The following is a 26,873-nucleotide window of genomic DNA, read 5'->3' as shown; positions in this document are numbered from 1 at the left end:
GGACGGACCCCGTGAAGGTCGTCCTGGCCGGGGCGACCGGGCACGGGCGGCATCACCTGGACAACCTGCGCAGGCTCGCGGCCGCCGGGCTGGTCGAGCCGGCCGGGATCTGCGACGTGCGGCCGGTGGAGCTCGACGTGGAGCTCGACGTGGAGCTCGGCGGCGGCCCCCTGCCGCAGTCGCCGGACCTGGGCGAGCTCGTCGCCGCCACCGGCGCGGAGATCACGATCATTTGCACGCCGATCCACACGCACGCCGACCTCGCGGTCACGGCGTTGCGCGCCGGGTCGCACGTGCTGCTGGAGAAGCCGCCCGCGGCCAGTCCCGAGGCGCACGCGCGGATCGCGGCGGCGGTGGCCGAGACCGGGCTGGCCTGCCAGGTCGGCTTCCAGAGCCTCGGCTCGCGGGCGGTCCCCGCGCTGCGCGACTTGATGGCGAGCGGCGCGCTCGGCCGTATCCGCGGCATCGGCGGCGCGGGCGCGTGGGAGCGGCCCTCGTCGTACTTCACCCGCTCGTCCTGGGCCGGACGGCGCAGGCTGCACGGCGCGGACGTGGTGGACGGCGCGCTCACCAACCCCTTCGCGCACGCCGTCGCGACCGCGCTGGCCCTGGTGGACGGCCCGGTCGAGGCGGTCGAGACCGAGCTGTACCACGCCCATCCGATCGAGGCCGACGACACCTCCTGCCTGCGCGTCCGGATCGCCGGCGGGCCGGTGATCACGATCGCGGTGTCGCTGTGCGCGACCGGCCGCAGCGAGCCGTACCTGGTGGTGCACGGGGAGGCGGGGCGGGCGACGCTCACGTACACGCTGGACGAGCTGCGGGTCGAGCGGGCCGACGGCTCGGTGGAGACCACCGTGCACGAGCGCGACGGGCTGCTGGAGAACCTCGTCGCGCACATCCGCACGGGGGCCGAGCTGCTCGTCCCGCTCTCCCGCACCGAGACGTTCACCCAGGTCCTGGACGCGGTGCGACTCGCCCCCGAGCCGCTGCCCATCGCCGAACGGCACCAGGTCGTGGAGCGCGACGGCGGCGGCGCGGTCACCCACCGGTACCTGCCCGGCATCGCCGAGCTGACCGCGCGCAGCGCCGCGGAGCTGGCGCTCTACTCCGAGCTCGGCGCGCCCTGGACGGAGGTCGAGCTGCGGGTGGCGGGCGCGCCGGTCGCGGCCTACGAGTGGCGGCCCGACCTGCCCGCCGCCGACTCGCCGCGGCCGTACCTGCATCCGGTGCGCACGCTGGGCGGCGTCACCGTCACCGAGGTGCGGCCCGACGACCACGTGCACCACCTCGGCGCCGGCGTGGCGATCGCCGACCTGGGCGGCGCGAACTTCTGGGGCGGCCGCACCTACGTCAGGGGCCGGGGACCGGCCTGGCTGGACGACCACGGCAGGCAACGGCACGTCGCGTTCACCCGGCTGGCCGACGACGGCTTCACCGAGGAGCTGGAGTGGATCGGCCCCGACGACCGGCTGATCGCCCGCGAGCGGCGCACGGTCACCGCCCGTCCGGTCGGCGACGCGTGGGCGCTCGATCTCGCGTTCACGCTGACCAACCTCACCGGCTCGCCGCTGGAGGTCAACAGCTCGGCCACCAAGGGCCGGCCCGGCGCGGGCTACGGCGGGTTCTTCTGGCGCGCCCCCGGCGCCTCGACCGGCCGGGTGGCCTTTCCCGGGGACGAGGAGGCCGTGCACGGCAGCCGGGGCCGCTGGGTGGCCATGGCCGGGACCGGCCCGGACGGGCGGGCCTGGACGCTGGTGTTCGTGCAGGCCGGCGACGACCCCTGGTTCGTGCGGGTGGCGGAGTATCCCGGGGTCGGGCAGGCGCTCGCGTGGGACCGTCCGCTCGTCGTCGAGGACACGCTGAGCAGGCGGGTCGTGACGGTCGTGGCCGACGGGCGGCTCGACGGGCCGTCGGTCTCGGCGTTGGCCGCCACCGTGGAGACGACGATCGGGGACACCGCGATCGGGGGCACGGCGATCGGGGAGCGCGCGTGACACCCGCTCTTCGGTAAGCCCTCATTCCCGGTTTCCCGGCGGTTCGGCGGGCCGCGGCTAGGGTGCGGAGTCTGTGAACGCACCCGTCATCGCCCGGCCCGCCACCGCCAGGGACCCGTTCTTCGACAACGCGAAGTACCTGGCCATCGTGCTGGTCGTGTGCGGGCACCTGATCGAGGACCAGCGCGACGCGCCGCTCGCCCACGCCCTGTACTTCTACGTGTACGTCTTCCACATGCCGCTGTTCATCGTGCTTAGCGGCTACTTGTCCCGAAATTTCACGTTTTCGGGGGGCAAGGCGCGCAAACTCCTCTCCACCCTCGCCGTCCCTTACCTGATCTTCGAGCTGGCCTACTCGCTCCCCCGCCCGATCCTGTACGGCGAGTTCGAGCTGAGCCTGCTCGACCCGTACTACCTCACCTGGTTCCTGCTCTCGCTGTTCCTGTGGCGGCTGTCCACGCCGGTGTGGCAGCAGCTCAAGTGGCCGCTCGCGGTGGCGGTCGCGCTGTCCCTGCTGACCGGGCTCGACCGGTTGCCCGGCGAGCTGGCCATGAACCGCACGTTCGCGCTGCTGCCCTTCTACGTGCTGGGCCTGATGGTGCGGCCCGAGCACTTCGCCCTGCTGCGGCGGCCCTCCATGCGGCTGGCCGGGTTCTGCGTGCTGGGGCTGGGGCTCGCGGTCGCGCTGCTGGTGCACGAGCGGGTGCCGACCGAGTGGATCAGGTGGCGGCACTCCAACGCGGCCATCGGCGTGGACGACCTCACCGGCACCGCGATCAGGCTCGGGCTGCTGGCCGCGGGGGCGGTGCTGGTGGCCGCGTTCCTGGCGGTCACCCCGGCCCGGCGCACCTGGTTCAGCGGGCTGGGCTCGGCCACCATGTACGCGTACCTGCTGCACGGGTTCGTGGTGAAGGGCGCCGAGCGGCTCGGGCTGGGGCTGCCGCTGTCACTCCTGCTGGGCTTCCTGACCGCCACCCTGCTGTGCACGCCCTGGGTGCGCGGGCTGTTCCGCTGGGCCGTCGAGCCCCGCATGACCTGGGCCTTCACCCCGCTCCGCCGCCCCGCCTGACTCGTGCCTGAGCAGCCGCAGCGCGCCCCTGGACAGCGCGACCAGGATGTCGGCGCACTCGTCCAGGTCGGGGTAGCGGCCTTCCAGGTGGCCCATGGCCAGAGCGTTCGTGGCCGCGTTGACGCCCTCGGCGATCATCTCCAGGCGGCGCCGGTCCCGTTCGTCGCCGGCCGTGTAGCCGAGCGCGGCCAGGTCGGCCGCGTGGTGCTCGCGGTAGGCCGCGGCCGTACGGGCGGCGAAGTCGCGCAGCGAGGAGGACGGGTCGTGCCGCGCGCGCAGCTGGATGCGCAGCAGCTCGGGGTGGCGGCAGATCGCCTCCAGCGGGATGCGGAAGGTGTCGCGATGGCGTTCGAGGTCGCCGGGCGCCTCGCGGGCCCTGCGCCGGGCCTCCCGCATCGCGCCGCGCAGCCGGTCGCCGCCTTCCTCCGCGAGCACCAGCAGCAGCTCCTGCATGTCCTTGAAGTGCACGTAGAAGCTGGACTGCGCGATGCCGGCGGCCTTGGCGACCTTGCCGGTCGTCAGGCCGGTCTCGCCCTCCTCGTCGAGGATGGTCAGGGCTGCCCCGATCAGCCTGCGCCGGGTCAGGTCCTTCGCCTCGCTCCTGCTGAGCGGTGTGCTGGTCACGATCGCCTCACGGGACTTGTGTCTGATTTCACCGATAGTACTATCGGTGAAATTGCCGAAGGAGAGTCATGGCCATCGATTTCACTCTCGCCCCCGAGCACGAGGAGATCCGCAAGCGGGTCAGGTCCTTCGTCCAGGAGACCGTGATCCCCGCGATGTCCGGCGTGGAGGAGGGCGACCGGGATGCCTACCTCCGCACGATCTTCGAGCTCCGCCGCCGGGCCAGGGCCGAGGGCCTGTGGCTGCCGCACATGCCGAAGGAGTGGGGCGGCATGGGCCTCGGCCACGTCGAGCTGGCCATGGTGCAGTCGGAGGCGGCCAAGACCCGCATCGGCCCGTGGGTGCTCAACTGCCAGGCCCCCGACGAGGGCAACATGCACACGCTGCTCCACTGGGCGGACGACGAGCAGAAGGAGAAGTACCTGCGGCCGCTGCTGGACGGCGTCCAGATGTCGTGCTTCGCGATGACCGAGCCCGAGGTCGCCGGGTCCGACCCGACCCTGATCCGCACCGAGGCGGTCAAGGACGGCGACGAGTGGGTGATCAACGGCCACAAGTGGTTCATCTCCAACGCCCGCCGGGCGAGCTTCGCCATCCTCATCGCGCGCACCGAGCAGGACGTGCCCGAGGGCTCGCGCGGCGCGAACACGGCCTTCCTGGTGGACCTGCCCAACCCCGGCTGGAAGGACGTGCGCGAGGTCGAGACGATGCACGGCTCGACCGGCCACAGCGAGATCGTGATCGAGGACCTGCGGGTGCCCGACAGCGCGATCCTCGGCGGCCGGGGCAACGGCCACCGGCTGGGCCAGTACCGGCTGGGCCCGGCGCGGCTCGCCCACTGCATGCGGTGGATCTCGCAGGCCGAGACGGCGCTGGACATGATGGTGGACCGGGCGCTCAACCGCTACAGCCACGGCTCGCTGCTGGCCGAGAAGCAGGGCGTGCAGTGGCTGATCGCCGACTCGGCCATGGAGCTCTACCAGTGCAAGCTCATGGTGCTGCACGCCGCTTCGAAGATCGACCGGGGCGAGGACTTCCGTACGGAGGTGTCGATGGCCAAGCATTTCGTGGCGAACAGCCTCAACCGCATCGTCGACCGGGCGATCCAGGTGCACGGCGCACTTGGCTACTCCACCGACACGCCGCTGGCGAGCATGTTCCAGCACGCCCGCTGGGCCCGCTTCGCCGACGGCGCCGACGAGATCCACCAGATGCGCATCGCCGAGCGCACGATCGCGGCCTACCAGGCGACCGGTTCGACGAGCGCGGCGACCGGCGGCCTGCCGCTATAGCGCAAGATAGCCCCGCATGACGGGCTGCCAGCGGTTGGCCGGGACGCCCCGGAGCGCGGCCACCGCCAGGCAGTACTTGCTGACGCTGACCGGCCGCACCCCCAGCCCGCGCAGCACCCGGTCCACCAGCGCCCGCCCGTCGGCCGACTTCGACTCCAGCAGCACCCGGTCGCGGCGGGCGGGCACCCGGCGGCCGCCGTCGTGGCAGAGCAGGCCGGTGTCGCAGGTCAGCCGGGCCTGCCCGGTTCGGTCGACGAGCGTGACCCGCCGGTAGTCGGTGGACAGCACGGGCCCGAGCGCGTCGGGCACGACGACGCTCAGCTCGCTGCTCAGCGTATCGCCGACGAACTCCATGGCCTCGCTGGTCAGCTCACCGGCCGCCGCGGCGTCGTACGGGATGCGGTGTTTGTCGGTGTTGCCGCGGGTGCCGTTCAGTTTCAGCTCCAGCCATCGCCCGCCCCCGTCCAGGTACGTGCGGGTGCGCAGCTTGAAGCGGCGCCGCCGGTCCTGCCGGTGCTGGCGGAAGGTCAGCAGATCGGGCGTGTCGAAATAGGTCGAGGTGTAGCGGAACTGGCGCAACGCCCCGATCCGCAGCACCGAGAGCCTGTCGCCCAGCTCGGCCACCAGCTCGGCCATGGCCGGGACGCTGACCACGTACTTGCGGTCCACCCGGCTCATCAGCTCCGGCACGTCGTCCAGCCCGACCGGCGGCAACCCGGCCGCGACGCCCGCCATCAGCGCGCCCGCGTCCCTCATCGGGCCACCTCGGCGACCTGGAAGCGCACGTCCACCACGGTCACGTCGCGCACATAGTCCACCTGGGTGACGACGCAGTGCAGGACGCGGCCCCGCAACCGGCTCTCCAGGTCGGCCCTGAGCAGCTCGGGGTCGGCGTGCACGACGTCCAGCGTCACGACCTGCTGCCTGGTGCGGCCCAGCAGGCGGGGGTGGTCGGCGACGTGCACGACGGCCAGCAGCACGCCGTCCAGGAGCAGCGCGGTCAGCGGGAGCTGGGAGGCGATGCCGTTCACCAGCCCGAGGACGATCGCCACGAAGTAGTAGGCGATCTCTTGCTGGGTGATCTCGCTGGACCGCAGCCGGATGATCGACAGCACCCCGAACAGCCCGAACCCGACCGCCAGGTCCACCCGCTGGACCAGCAGCAGGGAGACCACCGCGAAGATGCCCACGTTCAGCGCCACGTAGGCGAACAGCAGGTCGCGCCGGTGGTGTCGCCGGTAGTACAGGCCGTAGGCGAGGACGGTGATCGCCGCCAGGTCCATCGCCAGTCCGGCCGTCACGGTGTCTTGCCCCTCGTTCTCATGTCCACCAGCCTGCGGCTCGCCGGTGAGGGAGCCGTGAGGCGCCCATTAGGCGGCTCTCATCCGGTAACCGGTGCCGCGCACGGTTTCGATGCGGTCGGGCCCGATCTTCCTGCGCAGGTAGCGGACGTAGACGTCCACGACGTTCGAGCCCGGGTCGAAGTCGAAGCCCCAGACGTGGCTGAGCAGCTGCTCGCGGGTCAGCACCTGGTCGGGATGCCGGCAGAAGATCTCCGCCAGCGCGAACTCCCTGGTGGACAGGTCCACCACGCGGTCGCCGACGTGCGCCCGCCGGGTCCGCAGGTCGAGGGCCAGGTCGCCGACGCGCAGCACGGTCGGCTCGGGCGTGCGGTCGGCCCGCAGCCGCAGCCTGACCCGGGCCAGCAGCTCCTCGAAGGCGAAGGGCTTGGCGATGTAGTCGTCGGCGCCGCCTTCGAGCCCGGCGACCGTGTCGGTCACGCCGCCCCGGGCGGTCAGGATGATCACCGGGATGGCCACCTTCGCCTCCCGCAGCCGCCGCAGCACGGTGAACCCGTCGCTGAGCGGCAGCCCGATGTCGAGCAGTAACAGGTCGAACCCGCCCGAACCGGCCAGGTCGTAGGCCGCGACGCCGTCCGTGACCACGGCCGTCACGAAGCCGTTGCCGCGCAGGCCCTTCTCCAGGAAGGCCGCGATCCTGCTCTCGTCCTCGGCGATCAGGATCCGGTTCATGCCCTGGCCAGCGGCAACGTCATCACGAAACAAGCGCCCCCCGCCGGGACGTCCGCCACTCTCACACCGCCTCCGTGCGCCTCGGCGATCGACCTGACGATCGCCAGCCCCAGTCCTGCCCCGTCGTGCCCGCCCGTACGTCCCGCGCCCCTGACGAACCGGCGGAAGATGCGCTCCCGGTCGGCGGGCGCGACGCCCGGCCCGCTGTCGCGCACCCACAGCTCGGCCCGCCCGTCCCGCACGGCCGATCCGACCGCGATGAGATCGTCGTCCATGGTATGGCGGACGGCGTTCACCACCAGTTGCATGAGCGCCTGCGTGAGCCGTTGCCGGTCGGCCGGGATCCGCGCCTCGGCCACCTGGTCGACCCGCCAACGCCGGTCGCCCAGCGGCCGGGCCTTGGCCACCACGCTCACCGTCAGGTCGGCCAGCTCGACCTCCTCGACCGCGAGGAAGCCGGGCTGCTCGGCCTTGGCGAGGGTGAGCAGGTCGTCCACGATCCGGTTCATGCGGTCCAGCTCGTCGGTGACCAGGGCGAGGGTCTCGGCCCGTTCGGCCGGGTCGTCCCCCATCAGCTCCAGATGCCCGCGGATGACCGTGATGGGGGTACGCAGCTCGTGCCCCGCGTCGTCCACGAACGTGCGCTGGACGGCGAAGGAACGTTCCAAACGGTCGAGCATGTGGTTGAACGTGGCGGCCAGCGCGGCCACGTCGTCGTCACCGGTCACCTTGAGCCTGCGGGTGAGGTCCGCCGAGTCGCTGATCTGCTCGGCCGTCTGGCTCACCAGCCGCACCGGAGCCAGCACCCGCCCCGCCACGAACCAGCCCGCCGCCCCCGCCAGAGCCAGCGCGGCCAGCGCCGACAGCCCGAGCACGCCGACCGCGTCCACGATCTCGCCCCGATGGCGGTCGTAGAAGACGGCGGCGACGAAATGGCCGGGACGGGGGTCGGCCGCCACCCTGACCGGGATGACGGCGTACCTGACCGTGCCCTCGACGCTTTCGGTGTCGCCGTAGGCGGGCCTGGTGGCCGCGGCCAGCACTTTGACCAGCTTCTCGTCGGTGTCGAGCCGGGCCGGGGGCGTGACGGCGGTGATCCGGTCGGCCCTGCCGCCCACCATGGTGAAGAAGGTCTCCCAGCGGTCGGGCGCGTTGATCGCCAGGTAGCCGGTGAGCAGTTCCCGCACGTCGGAGACCGGCCGGCCGGTACGGGGGTCGTGGGCGGTGGCGGCGTACCTGCGCAGTTTCTCGGCCTCGTTGGTGAACTCCAGGTTCATCCGGTCGTCGAGGCGGGCGAGCAGGACGGTCCAGGTCGCGAAGATCGAGACCGCCAGGGCCAGGCCGACGACGGCGAGCATCCAGCCCACGATCCGGGCGCGGGCACTCACCCGCATCCGGCTCCCCGCTCAGTCGTCGCCATCGTCATCGTCGTCTTCGTCGTCGTCATCGACGTCGTCTTCTTCGTCGTCGTCGCGGTCGTCATCGTCGTCGTCTCCGCCGCTCCAGGCGCGATGGTGGTCGTCGTCGCCATCATCATCGCCGCCTCCGGGCTTCGGCGCGGGCGGCTTGACGGGTTCCGCCTCGGTTCCCGGCGACGTGAACGGCCGTACGTCGCCGGCCGACGTCCCCGGCGAGGTCGAGACCGTGACGGACTCCCCCAGATCGGGCCCGTCGCCGGCCGCCCGTACCCACCCGGCCGAGAGGAACCCCGCCGCCGTCAGCGCCACGAGAATGAGCATCACGCGTTTCATGAGGTAGAGCGTCTGCCGCGCGGAGGAGACCATCCTGAGGCCAGGATGAGGAACCTCTCATCCCTTCCCATCCAGCCCGTCATCATTAGAATCATGTTCTGATACCGGCTGGTCGGTCAGGAGGTCTTCATGAGGGTGCGGGACAAGGTGATCGTCGTGACCGGCGCGGCCGGTGGCATCGGACGGGCGATGGCCCTGCGCTTCGCCGCCGAAGGAGCCGCCGGGATCGTGCTGGCCGACCTGGACGAGCCCGGCGCGAGGGCCGTGGCCGACGAGATCGGCGACCGGGCGGTGGCCGTCCGCGCGGACGTCTCCGTCGAGTCCGACGTGGCCGCGCTGGCCGAGCCCACCCCCTTCGGCCCCGTGGACGTGTTCTGCTCCAACGCCGGCATCATCGGCGGCTCCGGCCTCGACGCCCCTGTCCAGGAATGGACCTCCCTGTACGCGGTCAACGTCCTGGCCCACGTGCACGCCGCCCGCGCCGTCATCCCCGGCATGGTCGCCCGCGGCGGCGGATACCTGCTGAACACCTGCTCGGCGGCCGGGCTGGTGAGCTGCCCCGGCGACGCGCCGTACGCCGTCACCAAGGCCGCGGCCATCGCCTTCGCCGAGTGGGTGGCCATCCACTACGCCGCGCAGGGCATCAAGGTCAGCGTGCTGTGCCCGCAGGGCGTGCGTACCGGGATGCTGGAACGCGGCGTCGAGGAGGACCACCTGACGGCGCGCGCGGTGGGGGCGGCGGGCGCGATCCTCGATCCCGCCGACGTGGCGACCGCCGTGATCGACGGCCTGGCCGCCGAACGGTTCCACATCCTGCCCCACCCCGAGGTGGCCGACTTCTACCGCCGCAAGGCCGAAGCCCCGGACAGATGGCTAGCCGGAATGTCCACCTTCATCACCACCCTCCAATCCCCCCCGACCGACTGACCACGAGCCGCCTCCTCCACACCCCACAAGGGGCTCCCCCTCGCCGTCGCCCTTCGCGAAAGGCCCGACCTGACCATGGACCAGCAGCTCACCCGGACCGCCCGCCAAGCCTGGCGCCGCCTGGAACCCGTCCACGGGATGATCTACTTCGTCCCCGAGGCCACCACCCGCTACGCCGCCCTCGGCCTCACCGGCATGTCCGGATATTTCACCTCACGCTCCGCCCCCTTGGGCCCCGCCCCCGCCGACCTCGTCATCGCCACGTTCTACAACTTCAACCCCGACCTCGTACGCCGCTCCCTCCCCTGGGACAAGGTCACCCCCGCCCAGGTCCTGCAAGCCCGCCTCGAAGCCGCCGCCGAAGCGCTCCGCCGGGCCGCCGTGCACGAGCTTCCCGACCTCGTCCCCGTACTCACCCTGGCCAGGCGCGCCGCCGAGGCCGCCTGCGACCACCCCCAGGGCCGCCCCCTGTTCGCCGCCCACGCCGCCCTCCCCTGGCCCGACGACCCCCTCCTCCAGCTCTGGCACGCCCAGACCCTCCTGCGCGAGTTCCGCGGGGACGGCCACGTGGCGACACTGCTGGCCGAGGGCATCACCGGCCTCGAAGCCCTCGTCCTGCACGCGGCCAGCGGCGAGGTCGCCAAGCCGTTCCTCACCATGAGCCGCGCCTGGCCCCCCGACCAGTGGGCCCACGCCGAGACCACCCTCCGCACCCGCGGCCTCCTGACCGCCGACAACGACCTGACCCCCGAAGGCAAGTCCCTGCGCCACCACCTCGAAACCCGCACCGACACCCTGGCCATGCCCGCCTACGGCGCCCTGGGCGAACCCGACTGCGAACGCCTCGCCGCCCTGGCCCGCCCCTTCGGCCGCCGAGTGGTGGACGCCGGCCTCCTCAAACTGAGCTGATCACCTGCGACCGGCTTCCTCCCCGACGGCCGTCACCTGGAGGCTGGACGAGGAGACCACGGATCTGGGCGAAGCATGACGTTACCGATACCCCGTCACGGGAAGATCGCCGGACATGTCGGAGACACCACCACCCCAGACCCAGCAGTACCCGGGCCGTACGGACGAGATGTCCCCCGAGCCGCGCGACGAGATGCGCGGCTACGAGGGCAGGGACCTGCTGACGGGCAAGAAGGCGCTGATCACCGGTGGCGACTCGGGCATCGGCCGGGCGGTGGCGGTGGCGTTCGCCAAGGAGGGCGCGGACGTCGCCATCGCCTACCTCGACGAGCACGACGACGCCAACCACACCCGCGGCCTGGTCGAGCAGGAGGGACGGCGGTGCGTGCTGCTGCCCGGCGACCTGGGCGACCGCGACCACTGCGCGACGGTCGTGGAGCAGGCGGTCTCCGAGCTGGGCGGCCTGGACGTCCTGGTCAACAACGTGGCCTACCAGGCGCCGGTCGACTCCCTGGAGGAGCTGACGGACGAGCAGTGGGAGCACACGTTCGCGGTCAACATCCACAGCTACTACCGCGTCACCAAGGCCGCGCTGCCGCACCTGCGGGAGGGCAGCGCGATCGTGAACACCTCCTCGATCAACGGCCTGCGCGGCAACAAGACCCTCATCGACTACGCCGCGACGAAGGGCGCGATCAACGCCTTCACCTACTCGATGGCCCAGAACCTGGTCGAGCGCGGCATCAGGATCAACGCCGTCGCCCCCGGCCCGGTCTGGACGCCGCTGATCCCGGCCACGATGCCGGAGGAGAAGGTGGCGAAGTTCGGCGCGCAGGTGCCGATGAAGCGGGCCGCCGACCCCGACGAGATCGCCCCTTCGTACGTGTTCTTCGCCGCCGACCGGCTGTCCTCGTACTACACGGGCGAGGTGCTGGCCCCGATCGGCGGCGAGACGCTCCCGGGCTGACCGCGCGGGTCAGAGGTAGATCGAGCCGCCCTTCCCGAGGAACTCGGCCGCCTTGTCGGCCATGCCCGCCCGCACCTCGTGGCTGAGCTTCATCGAGCAGAACTTCGGGCCGCACATCGAGCAGAAGTGCGCGGTCTTGGCGGGCGCGGCCGGCAGGGTCTCGTCGTGGAAGGCGCGGGCGGTGTCCGGGTCGAGCGACAGGTCGAACTGGTCCTCCCAGCGGAACTCGAACCGGGCGTCCGACAGGGCGTCGTCCCACGCCTGGGCCTGCGGGTGCCCCTTGGCCAGGTCAGCCGCGTGCGCCGCGATCTTGTAGGTGATCACGCCGGTCTTGACGTCGTCGCGGTTGGGCAGGCCGAGGTGCTCCTTGGGGGTGACGTAGCAGAGCATGGCGGTGCCGTACCAGGCGATCATGGCGGCGCCGATGCCCGAGGTGATGTGGTCGTAGCCGGGGGCGATGTCGGTGACGAGCGGGCCGAGGGTGTAGAAGGGCACGTCGTCGCAGAGCTCGCGCTGCAGGTCGACGTTCTCCTTGATCTTGTGCATGGGCACGTGGCCGGGGCCCTCGATCATCACCTGCACGTCGTGCGCGTGCGCGATCTTGGTCAGCTCGCCCAGGGTGCGCAGCTCGGCGAACTGGGCCTCGTCGTTGGCGTCCGCGATCGAGCCGGGGCGCAGCCCGTCGCCCAGCGAGAACGTCACGTCGTAGCGGGCCAGCAGGGCGCACATCTCGTCGAAGTGCTCGTACAGGAAGCTCTCGCGGTGGTGGGCCAGGCACCAGGCGGCCATGATCGAGCCCCCGCGCGAGACGATCCCGGTCTTGCGGCGGGCGGTCAGCGGGACGTGCGCCAGCCGCACGCCCGCGTGCACCGTCACGTAGTCGACGCCCTGCTCGCACTGCTCGATCAGGGTGTCGCGGTAGACCTCCCACGACAGCGCCTCGGGCCGCCCGCCCACCTTCTCCAGCGCCTGGTAGATGGGCACGGTCCCGACCGGGACGGGCGAGCTGCGGATGACCTGCTCGCGGGTCTCGTGGATGTTCGGCCCGGTGGACAGGTCCATGACGGTGTCGGCGCCCCACCGGGTGGCCCAGGTCATCTTCTCGACCTCCTCCTCGATCGAGGAGGTGACGGCGGAGTTGCCGATGTTGGCGTTGATCTTGACCAGGAAGTTCCGGCCGATCGCCATCGGCTCGGACTCCGGATGGTTGACGTTGGCGGGGATGACCGCCCGCCCGGCCGCGACCTCCTGCCGGACGAACTCGGGCGTCATCCCCTCCCGGACGGCCACGAACTCCATCTCCTTGGTCACCACGCCGCGCCGCGCCGCGCCGAGCTGGGTGACCGGCGAGCCCCACGCCGAGCGGTCGGCACGCGACGGCCCCGAGGTGTCGTAGAGCCGCACCGACGTGCCGTTCGACAGCCTGACCTCGCGCATCGGCACCTGAAGGTCACCGATGTAGATCTTGGAAAAGCGCGCGTCGCTCATCGCGCAAACTCCCTTCGCCGGCATTATCCGGAGCAGGTTCTGGCGGTCGGCGGCTGACAGCCGTCCTCTCAGCCCGGTCCGCACCGGGCTCCCGCGTTGGTCATCGCGATCATAACCCCGCGCGTGGCAGGATCAAGGGGATGTCTGATCCCATTGCGCACACGACCGCCACCTACGACCGCATCGCGCGCCAGTTCGACGAGCAGTTCACCGAACCGCCACCCTCGTTCGCGGCCTTCCGCGACCGGTTCGCCTCGGCCCTGCCCGCCGGAGCCACGGTCGCCGACCTGGGATGCGGCCCGGGGCGCGAGTCGGCCTGGTTCGCCGGACGCGGCCTGACCACCGTGGGTGTGGACCTGTCGATCGAGATGGCCAGGCTCGCCGCCGGGCACGGCGTGCCCACCGTCCTGGGCGATCTGCGACGCCCGCCGCTGTCGCCGGCCTCCCTGGACGGCCTCTGGTCGGCCGCGGCCCTCGTGCACGTGCCGTCCGAGCAGACCGAGGCGACGTTGCGCGCCTGGCACGCGGCGCTGCGCCCCGGCGGGGTGCTCGCGCTGACCACCGCCCTGGGCGACGGCGAGGGCTGGGAGCCGGTGCCGTACCGGACGGAGTACGAGCGCTGGTTCGTCCACCGCGACGCGGGCGACCTGCTCGCGGTGCTGGACGCGGCCGGGTTCGCGGTCGCCTGGCACGAGACGAACGTCACCCACCGCACGTGGTTCAGCGTGCTGGCGACAGCGCGCAGCTCTCCCCAGCCCTAGTCTCCAGGTCGAGCGCGAACCCGGGGCCGCGCAGCCGGGCGGTCCCGCCGCGCGCCGACGACAGCCTGACCTCGACCGGCACGCCGTCCGCCCAGGTCACCCCGACGGTGAAGCCGCCGCGGGCGCGCAGCCCGTCGAACGAGCCCGCGCGCCAGGCGGCCGGCAGCGCGGGCAGCAGCTCGATGACGCCGGCGTGGCTCTGGAGCAGCATCTCGGCCACCCCGGCGGTCGCGCCGAGGTTCCCGTCGATCTGGAACGGCGGATGCGTGTCCCACAGGTTGGGCAGCGTGCTGGCGCGCAGTTGCCCGCTCAGCATGGCCAGGGCGCGGTCGCCGTCCTTGAGCCGGGCCCAGAAGTTGACCTTCCAGGCCATGCTCCAGCCCGTGCCGCCGTCGCCGCGCGCTTCGAGCGTGGTGCGCGCCGCGGCCAGGTGCTCGGGAGCGGTGAGCTGCGTCCCGGGGTGCAGGGCGTAGAGCTGGGAGACGTGCCGGTGCCGGTCGGACGGGTCGTCGAGGTCGGCCTTCCACTCCTGGAGCTGCCCCCAGGAACCGACCCGTAGCCCGGGATCGAGCCGGTCGGCCGCCTCGCGCAGCCGTCCGGCGAACTCGGCGTCCACGCCGAGCGTGCGCGCGGCCGCGGCCGTGCAGGCGAACAGGTCCCGGACGATCTGCTGCGGCATGGCCGCGCCCGCGGTGAAGTCGCCGTGCTCGGGCGAGTACGCGGGCGAGACGACGAGGCTGCCGTCACGCGCGTCGGGACACAGGTTGGCCAGCCAGAACTCGGCGGCCTCGCGCATCGCCGGATAGGCGTGCCCGCGCAGGTGGCGCTCGTCGCCGTCGAACAGGTAACGCTCGTAGAGTTGGCGCACCAGCCAGCCGGCGGCGTCCGGCATCCAGAACGACGTGGGCCAGTCGTGCACCCCCGTGAACCCGAACGGGTTGGTGTTGGAGTGCACCACCCACCCCGCCGAGCCGAACATCGACCGCGCGGTCTCGCGTCCGGGCGCGCGCAGCCCCGCCACGAACTCCTGGTACGGCACCGCCGTCTCGGCCAGGTTCGCCGGCTCGGCCGGCCAGTAGTTCATCTGCAGGTTGATGTTGGTGTGGTAGTCGGACTCCCACGGCGGCGAGTTGGACGCGTTCCACACCCCCTGGAGGTTGGCCGGCAGCGAGCCGGGGCGGGAGCAGGCGATCAGCAGGTACCGGCCGTACTGGAAGTACAGCGTCTCCAGGGCTTTGTCGGACGGGGTGCCGGCGCCTTCGTAGGCGGCCAGCACGCGGTCGGTCGGCAGGTCGGGCATGCGCTGGCCGAGGTCGAGGCGGACCCGGCCGAACAGCGCCCGGTGGTCGGCCTCGTGCTCGGCCCGCAGCTCGGCGTACGGCCGCCGGGCCGCCGCGTCCACCGCCGCCGTGACGCGCGCCGCCGGGTCCGGGCCGCGGTAGCCGGGGTGGACGGGCGCGTAGTCGGTGGCCGCCGAGAAGACGAACACCGCGCTGTCGGCGCCCGTCACCACGACGCGGTCGCCCTCGTCCGAACGGGTGCCGCCCTCGGTCAGCACCTGGACCTGGCCCTCGTACACCAGGCCGTTGTCGGCGAGCACGCCCCGGACGCGCAGCCGTCCGGACTCGGCGGTCACTTCCTCCTCGCCGTCATGCGCGGTGCCGAAGCGCAACGTGAACCCCACCCGTCCCGGACGCCTCGCCGTCAGCCTGCCGACGATGACGTGCGCCGGGTATGAGGCGAAATATTCCCTGGTGAGGACCACGCCGTCGGCGTCCTCGTACGTCACGGCGGCCACCGCCGTCTCCAGGTCGAGCGTGCGCCGGTAGCCGCCGGAGAAACCGCCGGTCACGTCGAGCAGCAGCTCACCGAAGTTCTGGTACGCCCCGAAGCCGGGAATGTGCCCCACCGTGCTGTAGGACGGGTTCCCCAGGATCGCGGCCACCTCCTCCGGCGCCATCGAACCCCGCTCGTCGATGACCCGCCGCACCGCCTCCAGAGCGCCGGGACGGTCCGCCGACCAGTTGCCGGATCCACCGGGCTCCGCGCTGCCCGGACCGCCGGTCCACAACGACTTCTCGTTGAGCTGGACGCGCTCGGTCTCAAGCGTCCCGAACACGCAGGCGCCGAGTGCTCCGTTGCCGATCGGAAGGACGTGTCCTTCCCAACTGGGGGCGGGCTCGTCGTACCGGAGCGTCAGCATGGCGATCAGCCTAAGGTTTGGCGATCGCCCCTGGCGGTACGGACTCCCTCAGGGGAACTATGATGAAGATCGCCGCTGTGGCCGCGATCGTGGCTCTCGCCACGATCGGACCGGCTGCCGCCTCTGGGGACGGCATCGAGCAGCAGGAAGTGAGCAAGCAGCAATACCGGACGCTGACCGCCCAGTGCCGCTACGCCGACACACCGGCCCTGCGCCAGAAGTGCAGGCAGGCGGTCAAGGACAACTACCGTATCGGCCGGCGCAACCGTTCACTCGACTGCCGGACGTACTCCGGCGTGACGGTCTGCGGCGAACTGCTCCTCAGCAAGACCGAGCGCGCGTGCATCGACGAGTCCACCAGACAGGGCTTGGCCTATCGCCGCGCCGAAGTGGAATGTTACGTGGCCTGACCATGATCGTCGCAGGTGTCGACGGCTCGCCGACCGGACTGCTGTCCGTCGACTGGGCCGCCAAGGAGGCAGTGCTGCGCGGGGTGTCGCTGACCGTGGCCCACGTGGTGCCCGACTGGGTCTGCCGCCCGATCTCCGGCCGGTACGCGGAGGTGGGCAAGTGGATGCGCGACGGCGCCAAGGAGGTGCTCGCGGCCGCCGAACGGCAGGCCCGCGAACTGGGCGCCGAGGTGACCACGGAACTCGTGCCCGGCGATCCCCGCGCCGCGCTGATCAAGACCGCCGAGCAGGCCGACCTGCTCGTCGTCGGCAGTCGTGGCCTGGGCGGCGTACGCGGGCTGCTGCTCGGCTCGGTCGCCCACGGGGTGGCCGCGCACGCCCAGACGGACGTCGTCCTGGTCCGCGATCCGCCCGCCGTTCCGCGCGGTGAGCTGGTGGTCGGCGTCGACCGTTCCGAGGGCAGCCTCCGCGCGCTGAAGTTCGCCTTCGCCGAGGCCGAGCTGCGCGGCGCCAGGCTGCGCGCGGTGGAGGCGTTCGCCTGGCCGCGCCCCTCGGGCTTCGGGCCCGCCGATCCGGAGGCCGAACGCGAGACCCGCGAGGCCCTGCGGACCTTCCTCGCCATACCCCGCCAATGCCATCCCGGCGTGGAGGTGATCGAGGACGTCGTGCACGGCCATCCCGTCGAGGTGCTGCGCGAGGTGGCGGCCGGGGCCGACCTGCTGGTCGTCGGCAGCCGGGGGCACGGCACGCTGAAGGGCATGCTCATCGGCTCGGTCAGCCAGGCCATGCTGCACCACGCGCCCGGCCCGCTCGCGATCGTGAAAGCCACCTCCGCCTAGGGGACGTCCCCGCAGGTCACCGCCTTCGCCGTCCGCTCCCGCCTCCGGCCGCCCTGCCCCGGACGCCCCCGGTGGCTAACCGGCGGCCGGCACCGCCGCCGCCACGATGGCGGCCACGCGCGGCGCGGCCAGACGTACGTAGTCGTCGGTGGCGAGCGCCAGGGAGCGGTCGAGGCGCGCGGCGTTGAAGTAGATCTCCGGCAGTTCCAGCAGCGAAGGATCGACGACCAGCTCAAGGCGGGGGTCATGGCTGAACGGCAACACCGTCCCGCTGACGCTGCCCGCCAGCTCCTCCGCGCGGTCCTTGTCGGCGAAGGCGACGTACGTGCCCTCCAGCAGTCCCTTGACCGCCTGCAGATCCAGCCGCGCGTCGCCCGGCACGACGGCCAGCACGTGCCGGGTGCGCTTCTTGCCGATCTTGACCATCACGATCAGGCACTTGGCCGCCTGCTCGACGCCGTGCCCGCGCAGGGCGCTAACCTGCTCGGTACGGCCCTCCGCCGGATGGTCGATCACCCGGTACCGCGCCCCGCCGGCATCGAGATCGGCGATCAGCCGCTCATAGGCGTCCGGCCGCCGGTGGGCCTCGGGACCTTCCCCGGCCTCGGGACCTTCCCCGGCATCGGGACCTCCGTGGGCTCCGGGGCCTTCTCCGGCATCGGCGCCTTCGGAGCCGTCGGGACCTTCGTAGGCGTCACCAGTCACTGCTCAACATCTCCTTGGCCTTGGCGATCCGGCCCTCGTCGCGCTGGTAGAACACCCACTGCTTGATCTTCGTGCCCCGGATCAGCCCCGCCTGGGCCAGCACCTTGAGATGCTCGCCGCACGTGGGCCGGCTCACGCCCAGCTTCTCGGCGATGAACAACGAACAGACGCCGTCGCGTACGAGATCGCCGTCGCGCTGCGGGCCGAAGTGCCGCTCGGGGTCGCGCAGCCACTCAAGGATGAGCAGCCGTTTGTCACTGGCCAGCGCCTTGACCAGATCCACATCCACCGAGCCAGTATGGCAATAAGCTAATTACCTGTCCACGCCCGGCCTCCTGGACCGCATGGCCCCCGTCCGTACGACCTCAGGACGCCTGTATCACCGGCGCGCCTTCGCTGGCCTGCACCAGGACGAACCCCTGCCCCCGGAACGCCAGCTGCATGGCCTCGCCGCTGCCGCGCCCGATCAACGCCCCGACCTTCATCGTGCGGTTGACCCCGACCTGCAGCCCCGTGCTCCAGCACACCGCCGCCTGCCCGTCCACGAACGTCGGCATCCGCGCCACGTCCAGCAACACCGGCGTGCCGTGCGTGGTCACCGCCACCCACCCCGTGCCCGTCACCGTGGTGTTGAACAGCCCACCGGCCGCGACCCCGGCCCCCTGCACCCGCTGGATGTCCCACCTGAGCTCCGGCCCGAACGCCAGCAGGTTCCGCCCGTTGACCGTCAGCCCCTCGTTCTCCAGGTAGAAGAGGTGGATGTCGTCGGCGTTGTCGGCCAGATAGAGCTGCCCCTGGCCGCGTACCCGCATCAGGGAGGCCCCCTCCCCCGTCACGGCCTTCTTCAGCAGCCTGCCGAGCCCGCCCCCCTCGTAGTCGAAGTCCATCTGCCCCTGGAAGGCGACCATGGACCCCTGCTTGGCAAGCACCTCGTGCGGCAACTGGACCCGCAGCATCTTGCTGTTCTCCAGCGCGAACCCACCGGGAAGCGGCTGGCCGGCCAGGTTGCCGAAGATCGAACTACGCACGTCGCGCCTCTCACGTCGATGGTCGTCGCCGCCGACGTGCATCCGGAGCCGGCCCGAGCGGCGTCATCTCCGCCGCTCCCACCACCTCCGGCACACCATCCGGCGCCGTTCTACAACCCCATCAACTCGGCGCCCCGGACGCGAGTTCCCGCACCACCTGAATGAGCTCGGCCGGATCGAACGGCTTGGTCAGGTACGCGTCGACCCCGATCCCCAGCCCCCGCCTCCGGTCGTCGTCCTGCGCCCGCGCGGTGATCAGGACGACCTTGATGTGACTGGTCGCCTCCTCCGTACGCAACTTCTCCGCCGTCGCCCACCCGTCGAGGCAGGGCATCATCACGTCCAGCGTGATCACATCCGGCATGACGTCCATCACGCGATCCAGACAGTCCTGCCCATCGGTGGCGGTCGACACCTCGAACCCCTCAAGGTTCAGGTTGACCGCGATGAGCTGCCGGATGACCTCGTCGTCATCCACGACCAGTACTTTGCCAAGAACGTCGCTCACGGGCGCAAAGCTAGCCCGTAGCGGGCCGGTCACGTGGGGTTTTCGCGGGATGCGTTCAAGGAGCGTTATCTGGTGCCGAGTGGTCCCCGGATGCTGATAGCCTTATCACTCGTCGCCCCCTTAGCTCAGGGGATAGAGCACCGGCCTCCGGAGCCGGGTGCGTAGGTTCGAATCCTACAGGGGGCACACAATCTTGATCAGCGATTCAGGCCGCTGACCAGGGCGAACATCGCAAGAACGGGCGGGCCTCCAGTCTCACGGAGTCCTGCCCGTTCTCGTTGACGCTCGCTGGTTGTGGACGATGATCCGTGTGTGCGGCCTGCTCCACCCACCATTCGCAACGCCGCCTGACTGACCAACGACGCGACAGCAGCGTCCACGAAGACATCAGCGTCAGGCATACAGAGTGCGGCGTCTGGGTGGCAACGACCTAACCGTCTCGGGCGCCGTCACGTCAACGAACGTGAGTATCGACTTCGCTCCTGGCCGTGCCGTGCGGTATGACGAGCGAGGGGATCACGCCCACACTGGTGTTGTCGCCTGGCGCAATGGAGGGCAAGTGTCCAGTACGCCGTATCAGGGACGCCCCCGGCAGTGACCGGCAATCAGGGCAGGGCCATCTCACTGGTCGATCTCGATGGCGCTTAGCCGGGCCGCCCGGTCGCTCGCAGACGACGTCCAGCCCTCGAAGGCGACCGGGACACAGACCAGTAGGGAAAGACCACGGGCACCAGCCATCGCCCGACCCACTGCGCCTGCAATGGGATTCTTTACAGGAGACCTGTTTCCCACCGGGCTGTTCCCGCTCCGTCTTGGGATGGCTGACCAGTTCGGCGCCCTCGTCCGTGACGAGAATCAACCTGTGTAATGAGGGACCACGGTAACGAATCGATAAATATCGCCGACGAGAAAGAGGAGTGAGAAGGCAACCGCTGTTTTGCTCCGCCAGAGAAATAGCAGGGTCATCACGAACAGGAGGACGGCGAAGCCAGATGCGGTCGTCGCTATCATCACCAGGTCGGGATCGCTGTAGTCCGGCATGGCCGGATCCCAATTATGGTTGGTAGGCACCAGGCTGGCCAGAGATGCAAGCAACCCAATCGACCCCGTCAGCACACCCATGGCGATACGCGCTACCCGGGATTTCTCGTGTGCCGCCGCCAAGCGGCGCTGCTCCTCTTGCGTCCGCCGAACGACCAGGTCGGACAGGCCACCGAACGACTCCAAGTCTCCTCCTCGCATTTCGATCCGAGCGCCATGCACGCCACAGCCCACATATAAGCACAGAACGCGGCGGGTCTCCGCCGACTTCGGCGTAGAGAATGCCGGACAAGCAGATACGCGGGCCCATACTGCTTTGGAATCTGCGGAGCGGAGAGATTCCTATATCTCGCCAGGTCCGTCCATCGTGTCAGACATGCTGAACTCATCAACCTCATGGATCGGCGTAACCGATTGCCAGTCCGGGACTTGGCGTGAAACCCTTGCAAAAATCGAGGGCAGTTCGGGCGGCGGGGCGGGTGGTGAGGGTGCCAGTGCCGGGCTGGTATCAGCGGGCGTGCATGTCGACCTTGCCGGCGTCCGGATCGGCTTACTCGCCCTGATGGCAGAGGGTAGCTGGGCTCACCGTTTGTGCCGATACCTCGCCGAACGGGCCGTAGCTCGTCGAGTTGGCCGGCGCGGTGCCGGTGTAGCTACCGACCGGGTCACCATGCAGCGCGTTCAGTGCGCCTACGGCGGGGTTGGCGTCTTCTTGCAGGCCGAGCAAGGCGCCGAACGCGTCGCGGGAGCATTTGGCTTGGCGTTGGCGACGCGTAGGCGTACAGGCTGTCGGCGTCGGCGGCGAGCTGGTCGAAGGCGTCGAAGGTGAGCTGGGTGCGGCCTTGGCCGCCCGCCACCCGATGTCACCGACGGCAAGCATGTGGATCAGGGACCAGACGCGGGGACATGCTGGATTCGGCGCGGCGGGCGGTTTGGGGATGACTTTCTCCCTTTGCCGCAAAGCGGGACACAGCGGGAGGGCCGTGTCAGTATGACCATGGGTCCCCTGCGAGGAGTGTCCGATGTGTGACGATGCGTTGCTTCCTGGCCCCGTCTCCGCCGCTCTGGCCGAGTACCGCGCGCTCCGTGACGCGCACGGCCCCGGTTGGGGCGAACCGTCTCTGTCCTACGTCGTCCAGGCATGGGCGACCGTCTTCCTCGACCGCCGTTACAACTTCTACACCACCGGACTGCGCCAACTGGCCGAGCGCCATCCCGACCTGCCCGCCGCCGAGCTGGAGGATCACCTCGGCGAGGTGGATCCCGACCGGGTGGTACGTGACGCGCTCGCCGGCGACGTCGTGGACAACCTGCCCGTGCTGCGCCTGACGCCCGGCGGTCACGCGGTGGCGGCCGTCACGCGAATCGTGCTGGAGGGCGAGCCGTTTCGTACGGCGTTGCTGCTCGACTCCAGCCGGGACGAACCGGTCACCGTGCTCGTGGACGGCACCCCTTACACGGTGGAGGCGTGCGGGGCCAAGGTGGTCGAGGTCGCCGAGTCCGTCGTCGTCGACGGGCAGCCGGTCGACCTGACGCCGCTGAGCAGGCGGGTGGCGGCGGCCGGCGTGCGGTTGCGCGCGGGGTTCCCGTGCCGGTGGAGCGTGACGAGCGCGAACGGCCAGGGCTGGTACCCCGAAGGCGCGCCGCCCAAGCTGGACGCGCACTGCCGGCCGTTCTTCCACGGCGACGACCTCGTGGTCCGCGTCCCCGCCGAGCCCGTCACCGTGACCGTGGCCAGGGGGATGGAGTACGGCACCGCCGACGTGACCGTCACTCCGCAGGCCGGCGCGGAGACGCTGGTGGAGCTGACGCCCGAACGGCTGTACGACGCGGCCGCCCGCGGCTGGTACGGCGGCGACCTGCACGTCCACCTCAACTGGATGGGCGAGGAGCCCGCCGCGCCCGAGCTGGCCGCCGCCGCGCAGCACGGCGAGGACCTCCACGTGCTCAACCTGGTGGCGGGCAACGTGGCGAGCGAGCGCGTCTACGACGCGGAGGCGCTGGAGCAGTGGGTGGGCAAGGACCTGCCGTGGTCCGACGACCGGCATCTGGCCAGGATCGGCGTCGAGTACCGCAACGACGTGCTCGGCCACTGCACGGCGTTCGGGCTGCGCGGGCTGCCGAGCCGCTACCACACGGGCTTCGGCGGCACGGCGGACTGGCCGCCCAACGCGGCGGCGTGCGAGGAGCTGAGGGCGCTCGGCGGGATCGTCTCCTACGGTCACCCGTTCCACACCGCGTTCGGCGACGACGACCCGCCGGACGTCGTACTCGATCGCGGACGGTCCTGCGCGGCCAGGGAGATCGTGGCCGACGCCGCACTGGGCTTGATCGACTCGCTCGATGTGCTCAACCACTCCTCCGTCCTGGCCACGGCGGCCGTGTACCGCCGTCTCATCGGCGCGGGCAACAGGCTGGCGGTGACGGCGGGCACCGACGCCGTGCTGTCGTTCTGCCGCCGCGGCACCGCCTCCGCCCCGCCCGGCTGGGAGCGTGTGTACGCCAACGTCGCCGGCCCCCTCACCGCCGAGTCCTACGCCGAGGCGATCCTGCACGGTCGTACGTTCGCCACCACCGGGCCGTGGCTGGAGCTCACGGTGAACGGGCACGGCCCCGGCGACACGCTGGAGCTGCTGCCGGGCCAGGAGGTGGAGATCGTGGTCTCCACGATCGGGCCGGAGGTCGAGGAACTGGAGATCCGTACCGCTGCGGGCGTGCTCGCGCAGGGGCCTCCCGGGCGGCTGGTGGCCACGATGACGGCGGACGAACCGACGTACGTGGTGGCTGTGGCGACCGGCGGGCCGCACCAGCGCTCCCAGCACCGGCGCGGCGCCTACGCCCACACCAGCCCTGTGTACCTCGACGTCGCGGGCGTCCACGTGGCCAGGGAGGCGGACGTGCGGTGGTGCCTGGCCTGGCTGGACCGGCTGGAATCCATCCTGCGCGAGTCCGGCCGCTTCGACACCCCCGCCCAGGTGGACGACCACCTGGCCCTGTACGAGCAAGCCAGGCAGATCTACCGCAACCGCCTCCCCTGACCCCGGCCCCAGGGCCGGTCGCGCAGCGGGGGCGACGGGGTGGCGGGGTGGCTGGGTCCAGCGGCGGTGTGCGGAGCGGCGGGGGCGATGGGGTGGCGGGGGTGCGGTGGTGGTGGGTGGAGGGGTGGGTGGGAAGGTGGCTGGGTGCAGATCTCCCTCCTCGGCCCGGTCGCGGCCGCGTCCGACGACGCCTCCCCCATCGACATTCCCGGCGTACGTCTGCGGGTGCTGCTCGCGCGGCTCGCGTTGGAGGCCGGCCGGCCGGTGTCGGCGGACGCGCTGATCGACTGCGTCTGGGGCGAGGAGCCCCCGGCCGGGGCCGTCAACGCGCTGCACGGGCTGGTCTCCCGGTTGCGCAGGACGCTGGGCGGACCGGAGTCCGTGGAGCTGGTGGCCGGCGGTTACCGGCTGCCGCTGCGTCCCGAGGACGTGGACACCCACCGGTTCGAGCAGCTCGCCGGGCAGGCCAGGCGGGAGCTCGCGGCCGGCCGGCCGCGGGAGGCCTCCTCCCTGCTCCGCGCCGCCCTGGAGCAGTGGCGCGGCGACGCGCTGGCGGACGTGCTGGAGGCGGCGTTCGCCCGTAACGTGGCGGCGCGGCTGGAGGAGTTGCGCGCCACCGTCGCCGAGGACTTCTTCGACGCGGAGGTGCGGCTCGGCCGCCACTCCGAGGTGCTGGCCGACCTGCGGGTCGCGGCCGTCGCGCGCCCGCTGAGCGAGCGCCTGGCCGAACTGCGGATCCGGGCCCTGTCGGCCGCCGGACGCCAGTCGGAGGCGCTGGCCGTGTACGACGAGGTCCGCGGCAGGCTCGGCGACGAGCTGGGCATCGACCCCTCGCCCGAGCTCCGCGCGGTCCACCTCGCCCTCCTGCGCGGGGAGCTGAGCCGGCCCGCCGTACGGCCGCAGGCCGCGTCCAACCGGCTCCCGGCCAGGCTGACCACCTTCGTCGGCCGGGGGCGTGAGCTCGGCGAGCTGGCCCTGCTGCTTGCCGAAGCGCGGCTGGTGACGATCGTCGGGCCGGGCGGCGCGGGCAAGACCAGGCTGGCGCTGGAGGCCGCCGAGCAGGTCGGGGACCGGGCGTGGTTCGTCTCGCTCGCCGGGGTCACCCGTCCGGACCAGATCGCCGACGCGGTGCTCAGCGCCTGCGGCGGCCTGTTCGAGGGCGGGTTCAAGCCGCAGGCTCCCGCGCCCGCCCGGTTGGCCGCCCAGCTCGACGTCGGCCCCGCCGTGCTGGTGCTGGACAACTGCGAGCACCTGGTGGAGGCGGCCGCCGAGCTCGCCGAGCAGCTGCTCGGCCGGCTTCCGCAGCTGCGCGTCCTGGCCACCGGCAGGGAGGCTCTGGCGATCGACGGCGAGGCCCTGTGCCACCTCGGCCCGCTCGGCCTGCCCGTGCCGGACGCGGACCTGGCCGAGGCCGCCGAGTCGGACGCCGTGCGGCTGTTCGTCGAGCGGGCGGGCAGGGTGCGCCAGGGGTTCGCGCTCGACCGGGCCACCCTGGAGCCCACGGTGGAGATCTGCCGCCGGTTGGACGGCATGCCGCTGGCCCTCGAACTGGCCGCGGCCAAGCTGCGAGCGATGACCGTGACACAGATCGCCCAGCGCCTGGACGATCGGTTCCGCCTGCTCACCTCGGGCAGCAGGACCGCGCTGCCGCGCCAGCGCACGCTGCTCGCGCTGGTGGAGTGGAGCTGGGACCTGCTGGAGGAGCCCGAGCGGGTGCTGGCCGCGCGCCTGGCCGCCTTCCCCGGCGGAGCCGACCTGGCCGCGCTGGAGGCGATCTGCTCCGACGCGTCCCTGCCCGCCGAGGACATGGTGTACGTCGCGGGCGCGCTGGTCGAGAAGTCCATGATCCAGCAGGTCGGCGACAGGTACCGGATGCTGGAGACCGTCCGCGCCTACGCGGCGGCCCAGCTCGCCGAGCCGCCGGTCGGCGACCGTTTCCGCGGGTACTTCCTGGCGCTGGCCGAGGAGAACGAGCCGCTGCTGCGCACCCGGGACCAGCTGCGCGCCGTCGAGGTCTTCGACGCCGAGCACGACAACCTGGTCGCCGCGCTGCGGGCCGCCATCGGGGCGGGCGACGCGGCCACGGCCGCCCGGTTCGTCAGGTCCATGATCTGGTACTGGGGCATGCGCGGGATGTCCGCCGAGTCCGACGCGTTCCTGAGCGAGGTGCTGGCGTTCGGCGACGAGTTGCCCGACGACGTCCGTGCCGCCTTCGAGGTGGTACGGGCGACGGCGGGCCGGCGGGGCGGGCCGGAGGTCCGGGAGAACCTCAGCCGTCCGGGGGTGACGAAGTTCCACAACGCGCTGCCGTTGCTCCGCCTGTCCAGGCTCACCACCCAGGACGCCGGAGACCTGGAGGCCCTGGACTCCCCCGACCCGTGGGTGCGCGCCAGCGCCCGCTGGGCCTACGACTTCCTGCTCACGGAACAGGGCGACCAGGAGACCGGCGCCCGCCACAGGGACGAGGCGCTACGCCTGTTCGAGCAGGTCGGTGACCGCTGGGGCCTGGTGATGAGCCTGGTACGGCGGAGCCGCGTCCACGGCCTGCGCGGCGAGCACGAACACGCGGTCGCGGCCTGCGAGCGCGCCGTCGCGATCGCCGCCGAGCTGGGCACCGAGGAACACCTGTTCATCACCAAGTCGCATCTCGCTCAGAACCGCATGCGCGGCGGCGACCTGGACGGCGCGCTGCACGACATCCACGCCGCGCGACGCGTGGGCCGCGAACACGGCCACCGGCGGCTGGCGGCCAGCATGCTGTTCCCGCTCGCCGAGGTGCACCGCCACGCCGGCGACCTGGGCCGGGCCCATGAGGTCGTGGACGAGCTGGAGACGGTCGTCCACCGGCTGCCCGGCCCGCCCGAGCTGAACGGCGACGTGATCGTGTCCTCCCGGATGGCCGTCCTGGTGACCGAGGGGGCGGCGGAACGGGCGCGCGAGCTGCTGCCCCGCGCGATGCGCGGCGTGCTCGGGCACACCAACGCCAACGCCCTGGCCCGCGCCGCTGAGCTGCTGGCCAGGCTGCTCGGGCTGGAGGGCGACCCGGCGGGAGCCGCGACGGCGCTCGGCATGAGCCACGTGATCCGGGGCGTCTTCGACGAGGGCGACCCCGATCTGCGGCGGCTGGTGCCCGTCCTGGCCGGGCGGCTCGGCGACGCGGGTTACCGGGAGGCGTACCGGCGTGGCGCGGACCTGCCGCGGCAGGAGGCGATCGACCTGCTCATGCCCCACTGCGCCGATCCGGCCGGGTCCGTTCCCCGGGGGTGACCTTCCGCGTCCCTGA

The 26,873-nt window shown here is 71.6% G+C and carries 23 protein-coding genes, 1 tRNA gene, 1 pseudogene and 1 riboswitch; of the genes and pseudogenes, 12 read left to right on the top strand and 13 right to left on the bottom strand.

The window, feature by feature from the left end; all coding sequences use genetic code 11:
• Positions 1-11 precede the first annotated feature (11 nt).
• Positions 12-1,997: a DUF6807 family protein gene (locus tag ACIBQ6_RS26855; protein ID WP_397215180.1), complete on the top strand. Its 1,986-nt coding sequence runs from the start codon at positions 12-14 to the stop codon at positions 1,995-1,997.
• A 73-nt stretch (positions 1,998-2,070) separates the two neighbouring features.
• Positions 2,071-3,066 (top strand): acyltransferase family protein, encoded by a 996-nt coding sequence (locus tag ACIBQ6_RS26850; RefSeq protein ID WP_358283195.1) that lies wholly within the window; start codon positions 2,071-2,073, stop codon positions 3,064-3,066.
• A gap of 447 nt (positions 3,067-3,513) precedes the next feature.
• Here ACIBQ6_RS26850 and ACIBQ6_RS26845 read toward each other — a convergent pair.
• Positions 3,514-3,690, bottom strand: a pseudogene (locus ACIBQ6_RS26845) (TetR family transcriptional regulator); the annotation flags it as partial.
• Positions 3,691-3,758: 68 nt separating this feature from the next.
• Between ACIBQ6_RS26845 and ACIBQ6_RS26840 the strand changes: the two are divergent.
• Complete coding sequence (locus ACIBQ6_RS26840) at positions 3,759-4,982, top strand: acyl-CoA dehydrogenase family protein (protein WP_352319665.1); 1,224 nt, start codon at positions 3,759-3,761, stop codon at positions 4,980-4,982.
• Here the strand turns inward: ACIBQ6_RS26840 and ACIBQ6_RS26835 are convergent.
• From ACIBQ6_RS26835 to ACIBQ6_RS26815, 5 genes are all read right to left on the bottom strand, one after another.
• The gene (locus tag ACIBQ6_RS26835; protein ID WP_358283193.1) at positions 4,977-5,738 is read right to left on the bottom strand and encodes a polyphosphate polymerase domain-containing protein; all 762 of its coding nucleotides are present in this window, start codon (positions 5,736-5,738) and stop codon (positions 4,977-4,979) included. The genes ACIBQ6_RS26840 and ACIBQ6_RS26835 overlap by 6 nt on opposite strands.
• Entirely contained in the window at positions 5,735-6,265 is a 531-nt protein-coding gene (locus ACIBQ6_RS26830; protein WP_397215367.1) for a DUF4956 domain-containing protein, read from the bottom strand. Before ACIBQ6_RS26830 ends, ACIBQ6_RS26835 begins: the two co-directional genes overlap by 4 nt.
• A gap of 87 nt (positions 6,266-6,352) precedes the next feature.
• Positions 6,353-7,015 carry a response regulator transcription factor gene (locus ACIBQ6_RS26825; RefSeq protein WP_352319662.1) on the bottom strand — a complete coding sequence of 221 codons (663 nt, stop codon included), beginning with the start codon at positions 7,013-7,015 and terminating at the stop codon, positions 6,353-6,355.
• Positions 7,012-8,409: an ATP-binding protein gene (locus ACIBQ6_RS26820; RefSeq protein WP_397215176.1), complete on the bottom strand. Its 1,398-nt coding sequence runs from the start codon at positions 8,407-8,409 to the stop codon at positions 7,012-7,014. Before ACIBQ6_RS26820 ends, ACIBQ6_RS26825 begins: the two co-directional genes overlap by 4 nt.
• A gap of 12 nt (positions 8,410-8,421) precedes the next feature.
• Positions 8,422-8,766, bottom strand: a complete 345-nt coding sequence (locus ACIBQ6_RS26815; protein ID WP_397215174.1) for a hypothetical protein — start codon at positions 8,764-8,766, stop codon at positions 8,422-8,424.
• Between the two features lie 129 nt (positions 8,767-8,895).
• On the opposite strand from ACIBQ6_RS26815, the gene ACIBQ6_RS26810 reads away from it, so the two are divergent.
• The 3 genes from ACIBQ6_RS26810 (at position 8,896) to ACIBQ6_RS26800 (ending at position 11,569) form a co-directional block, all read left to right on the top strand.
• Complete coding sequence (locus tag ACIBQ6_RS26810; protein WP_397215172.1) at positions 8,896-9,693, top strand: SDR family oxidoreductase; 798 nt, start codon at positions 8,896-8,898, stop codon at positions 9,691-9,693.
• A gap of 75 nt (positions 9,694-9,768) precedes the next feature.
• On the top strand, positions 9,769-10,602 hold the full coding sequence (locus ACIBQ6_RS26805; protein ID WP_397215170.1) for a hypothetical protein: 834 nt from the start codon (positions 9,769-9,771) through the stop codon (positions 10,600-10,602).
• Between the two features lie 115 nt (positions 10,603-10,717).
• The gene (locus ACIBQ6_RS26800; protein WP_397215168.1) at positions 10,718-11,569 is read left to right on the top strand and encodes an SDR family oxidoreductase; all 852 of its coding nucleotides are present in this window, start codon (positions 10,718-10,720) and stop codon (positions 11,567-11,569) included.
• Between the two features lie 9 nt (positions 11,570-11,578).
• Here ACIBQ6_RS26800 and thiC read toward each other — a convergent pair whose 3' ends face one another.
• Positions 11,579-13,057, bottom strand: coding sequence for a phosphomethylpyrimidine synthase ThiC (gene thiC, locus ACIBQ6_RS26795; RefSeq protein WP_397215166.1), 1,479 nt, complete (start codon positions 13,055-13,057; stop codon positions 11,579-11,581).
• A riboswitch (TPP riboswitch) is annotated at positions 13,050-13,162 on the bottom strand. Its footprint overlaps the gene before it by 8 nt.
• Before the next feature lie 35 nt (positions 13,163-13,197).
• Here thiC and ACIBQ6_RS26790 point away from each other — a divergent pair.
• Positions 13,198-13,818, top strand: coding sequence for a class I SAM-dependent methyltransferase (locus ACIBQ6_RS26790; RefSeq protein WP_358283177.1), 621 nt, complete (start codon positions 13,198-13,200; stop codon positions 13,816-13,818).
• Here the strand turns inward: ACIBQ6_RS26790 and ACIBQ6_RS26785 are convergent.
• Positions 13,778-16,021 carry a glycosyl hydrolase family 95 catalytic domain-containing protein gene (locus ACIBQ6_RS26785; RefSeq protein ID WP_397215163.1) on the bottom strand — a complete coding sequence of 748 codons (2,244 nt, stop codon included), beginning with the start codon at positions 16,019-16,021 and terminating at the stop codon, positions 13,778-13,780. The two genes, ACIBQ6_RS26790 and ACIBQ6_RS26785, sit on opposite strands and share 41 nt — an antisense overlap.
• A 59-nt stretch (positions 16,022-16,080) precedes the next feature.
• Here ACIBQ6_RS26785 and ACIBQ6_RS26780 point away from each other — a divergent pair, with 59 nt between their 5' ends.
• Positions 16,081-16,431, top strand: a complete 351-nt coding sequence (locus tag ACIBQ6_RS26780; protein ID WP_352349714.1) for a hypothetical protein — start codon at positions 16,081-16,083, stop codon at positions 16,429-16,431.
• A 2-nt stretch (positions 16,432-16,433) separates the two neighbouring features.
• Positions 16,434-17,270, top strand: a complete 837-nt coding sequence (locus tag ACIBQ6_RS26775; protein ID WP_358283173.1) for a universal stress protein — start codon at positions 16,434-16,436, stop codon at positions 17,268-17,270.
• Between the two features lie 75 nt (positions 17,271-17,345).
• Here ACIBQ6_RS26775 and ACIBQ6_RS26770 read toward each other — a convergent pair whose 3' ends face one another.
• The 4 genes from ACIBQ6_RS26770 to ACIBQ6_RS26755 form a co-directional block, all read right to left on the bottom strand.
• Positions 17,346-17,975, bottom strand: a complete 630-nt coding sequence (locus tag ACIBQ6_RS26770; protein WP_397215161.1) for a YbaK/EbsC family protein — start codon at positions 17,973-17,975, stop codon at positions 17,346-17,348.
• Complete coding sequence (locus ACIBQ6_RS26765; protein ID WP_352349708.1) at positions 17,965-18,264, bottom strand: winged helix-turn-helix domain-containing protein; 300 nt, start codon at positions 18,262-18,264, stop codon at positions 17,965-17,967. Before ACIBQ6_RS26765 ends, ACIBQ6_RS26770 begins: the two co-directional genes overlap by 11 nt.
• Positions 18,265-18,340: 76 nt before the next feature.
• A complete protein-coding gene (locus tag ACIBQ6_RS26760) occupies positions 18,341-19,003 on the bottom strand; it encodes an AIM24 family protein (protein ID WP_397215159.1) in 663 nt (220 codons plus the stop codon).
• A gap of 121 nt (positions 19,004-19,124) precedes the next feature.
• The gene (locus ACIBQ6_RS26755) at positions 19,125-19,511 is read right to left on the bottom strand and encodes a response regulator (RefSeq protein WP_352349704.1); all 387 of its coding nucleotides are present in this window, start codon (positions 19,509-19,511) and stop codon (positions 19,125-19,127) included.
• A 114-nt stretch (positions 19,512-19,625) separates the two neighbouring features.
• Here ACIBQ6_RS26755 and ACIBQ6_RS26750 point away from each other — a divergent pair.
• Positions 19,626-19,697 (top strand) — tRNA-Arg (locus tag ACIBQ6_RS26750).
• Positions 19,698-20,366: 669 nt separating this feature from the next.
• Here the strand turns inward: ACIBQ6_RS26750 and ACIBQ6_RS26745 are convergent.
• Entirely contained in the window at positions 20,367-20,738 is a 372-nt protein-coding gene (locus ACIBQ6_RS26745; RefSeq protein ID WP_397215157.1) for a hypothetical protein, read from the bottom strand.
• Between the two features lie 836 nt (positions 20,739-21,574).
• On the opposite strand from ACIBQ6_RS26745, the gene ACIBQ6_RS26740 reads away from it, so the two are divergent.
• Together ACIBQ6_RS26740 and ACIBQ6_RS26735 are read left to right on the top strand one after the other, a co-directional pair.
• Complete coding sequence (locus tag ACIBQ6_RS26740) at positions 21,575-23,590, top strand: CehA/McbA family metallohydrolase (protein ID WP_397215155.1); 2,016 nt, start codon at positions 21,575-21,577, stop codon at positions 23,588-23,590.
• Positions 23,591-23,734: 144 nt separating this feature from the next.
• The gene (locus ACIBQ6_RS26735) at positions 23,735-26,857 is read left to right on the top strand and encodes a BTAD domain-containing putative transcriptional regulator (RefSeq protein ID WP_397215153.1); all 3,123 of its coding nucleotides are present in this window, start codon (positions 23,735-23,737) and stop codon (positions 26,855-26,857) included.
• The last annotated feature ends 16 nt before the right edge of the window (positions 26,858-26,873 follow it).

The organism is Nonomuraea sp. NPDC049655 (genome assembly GCF_044465465.1).
Taxonomy (GTDB): Bacteria; Actinomycetota; Actinomycetes; order Streptosporangiales; family Streptosporangiaceae; genus Nonomuraea.
Note: the sequence above shows the minus strand (reverse complement) of the source record. Positions and strands in the feature narration are given on the sequence as shown.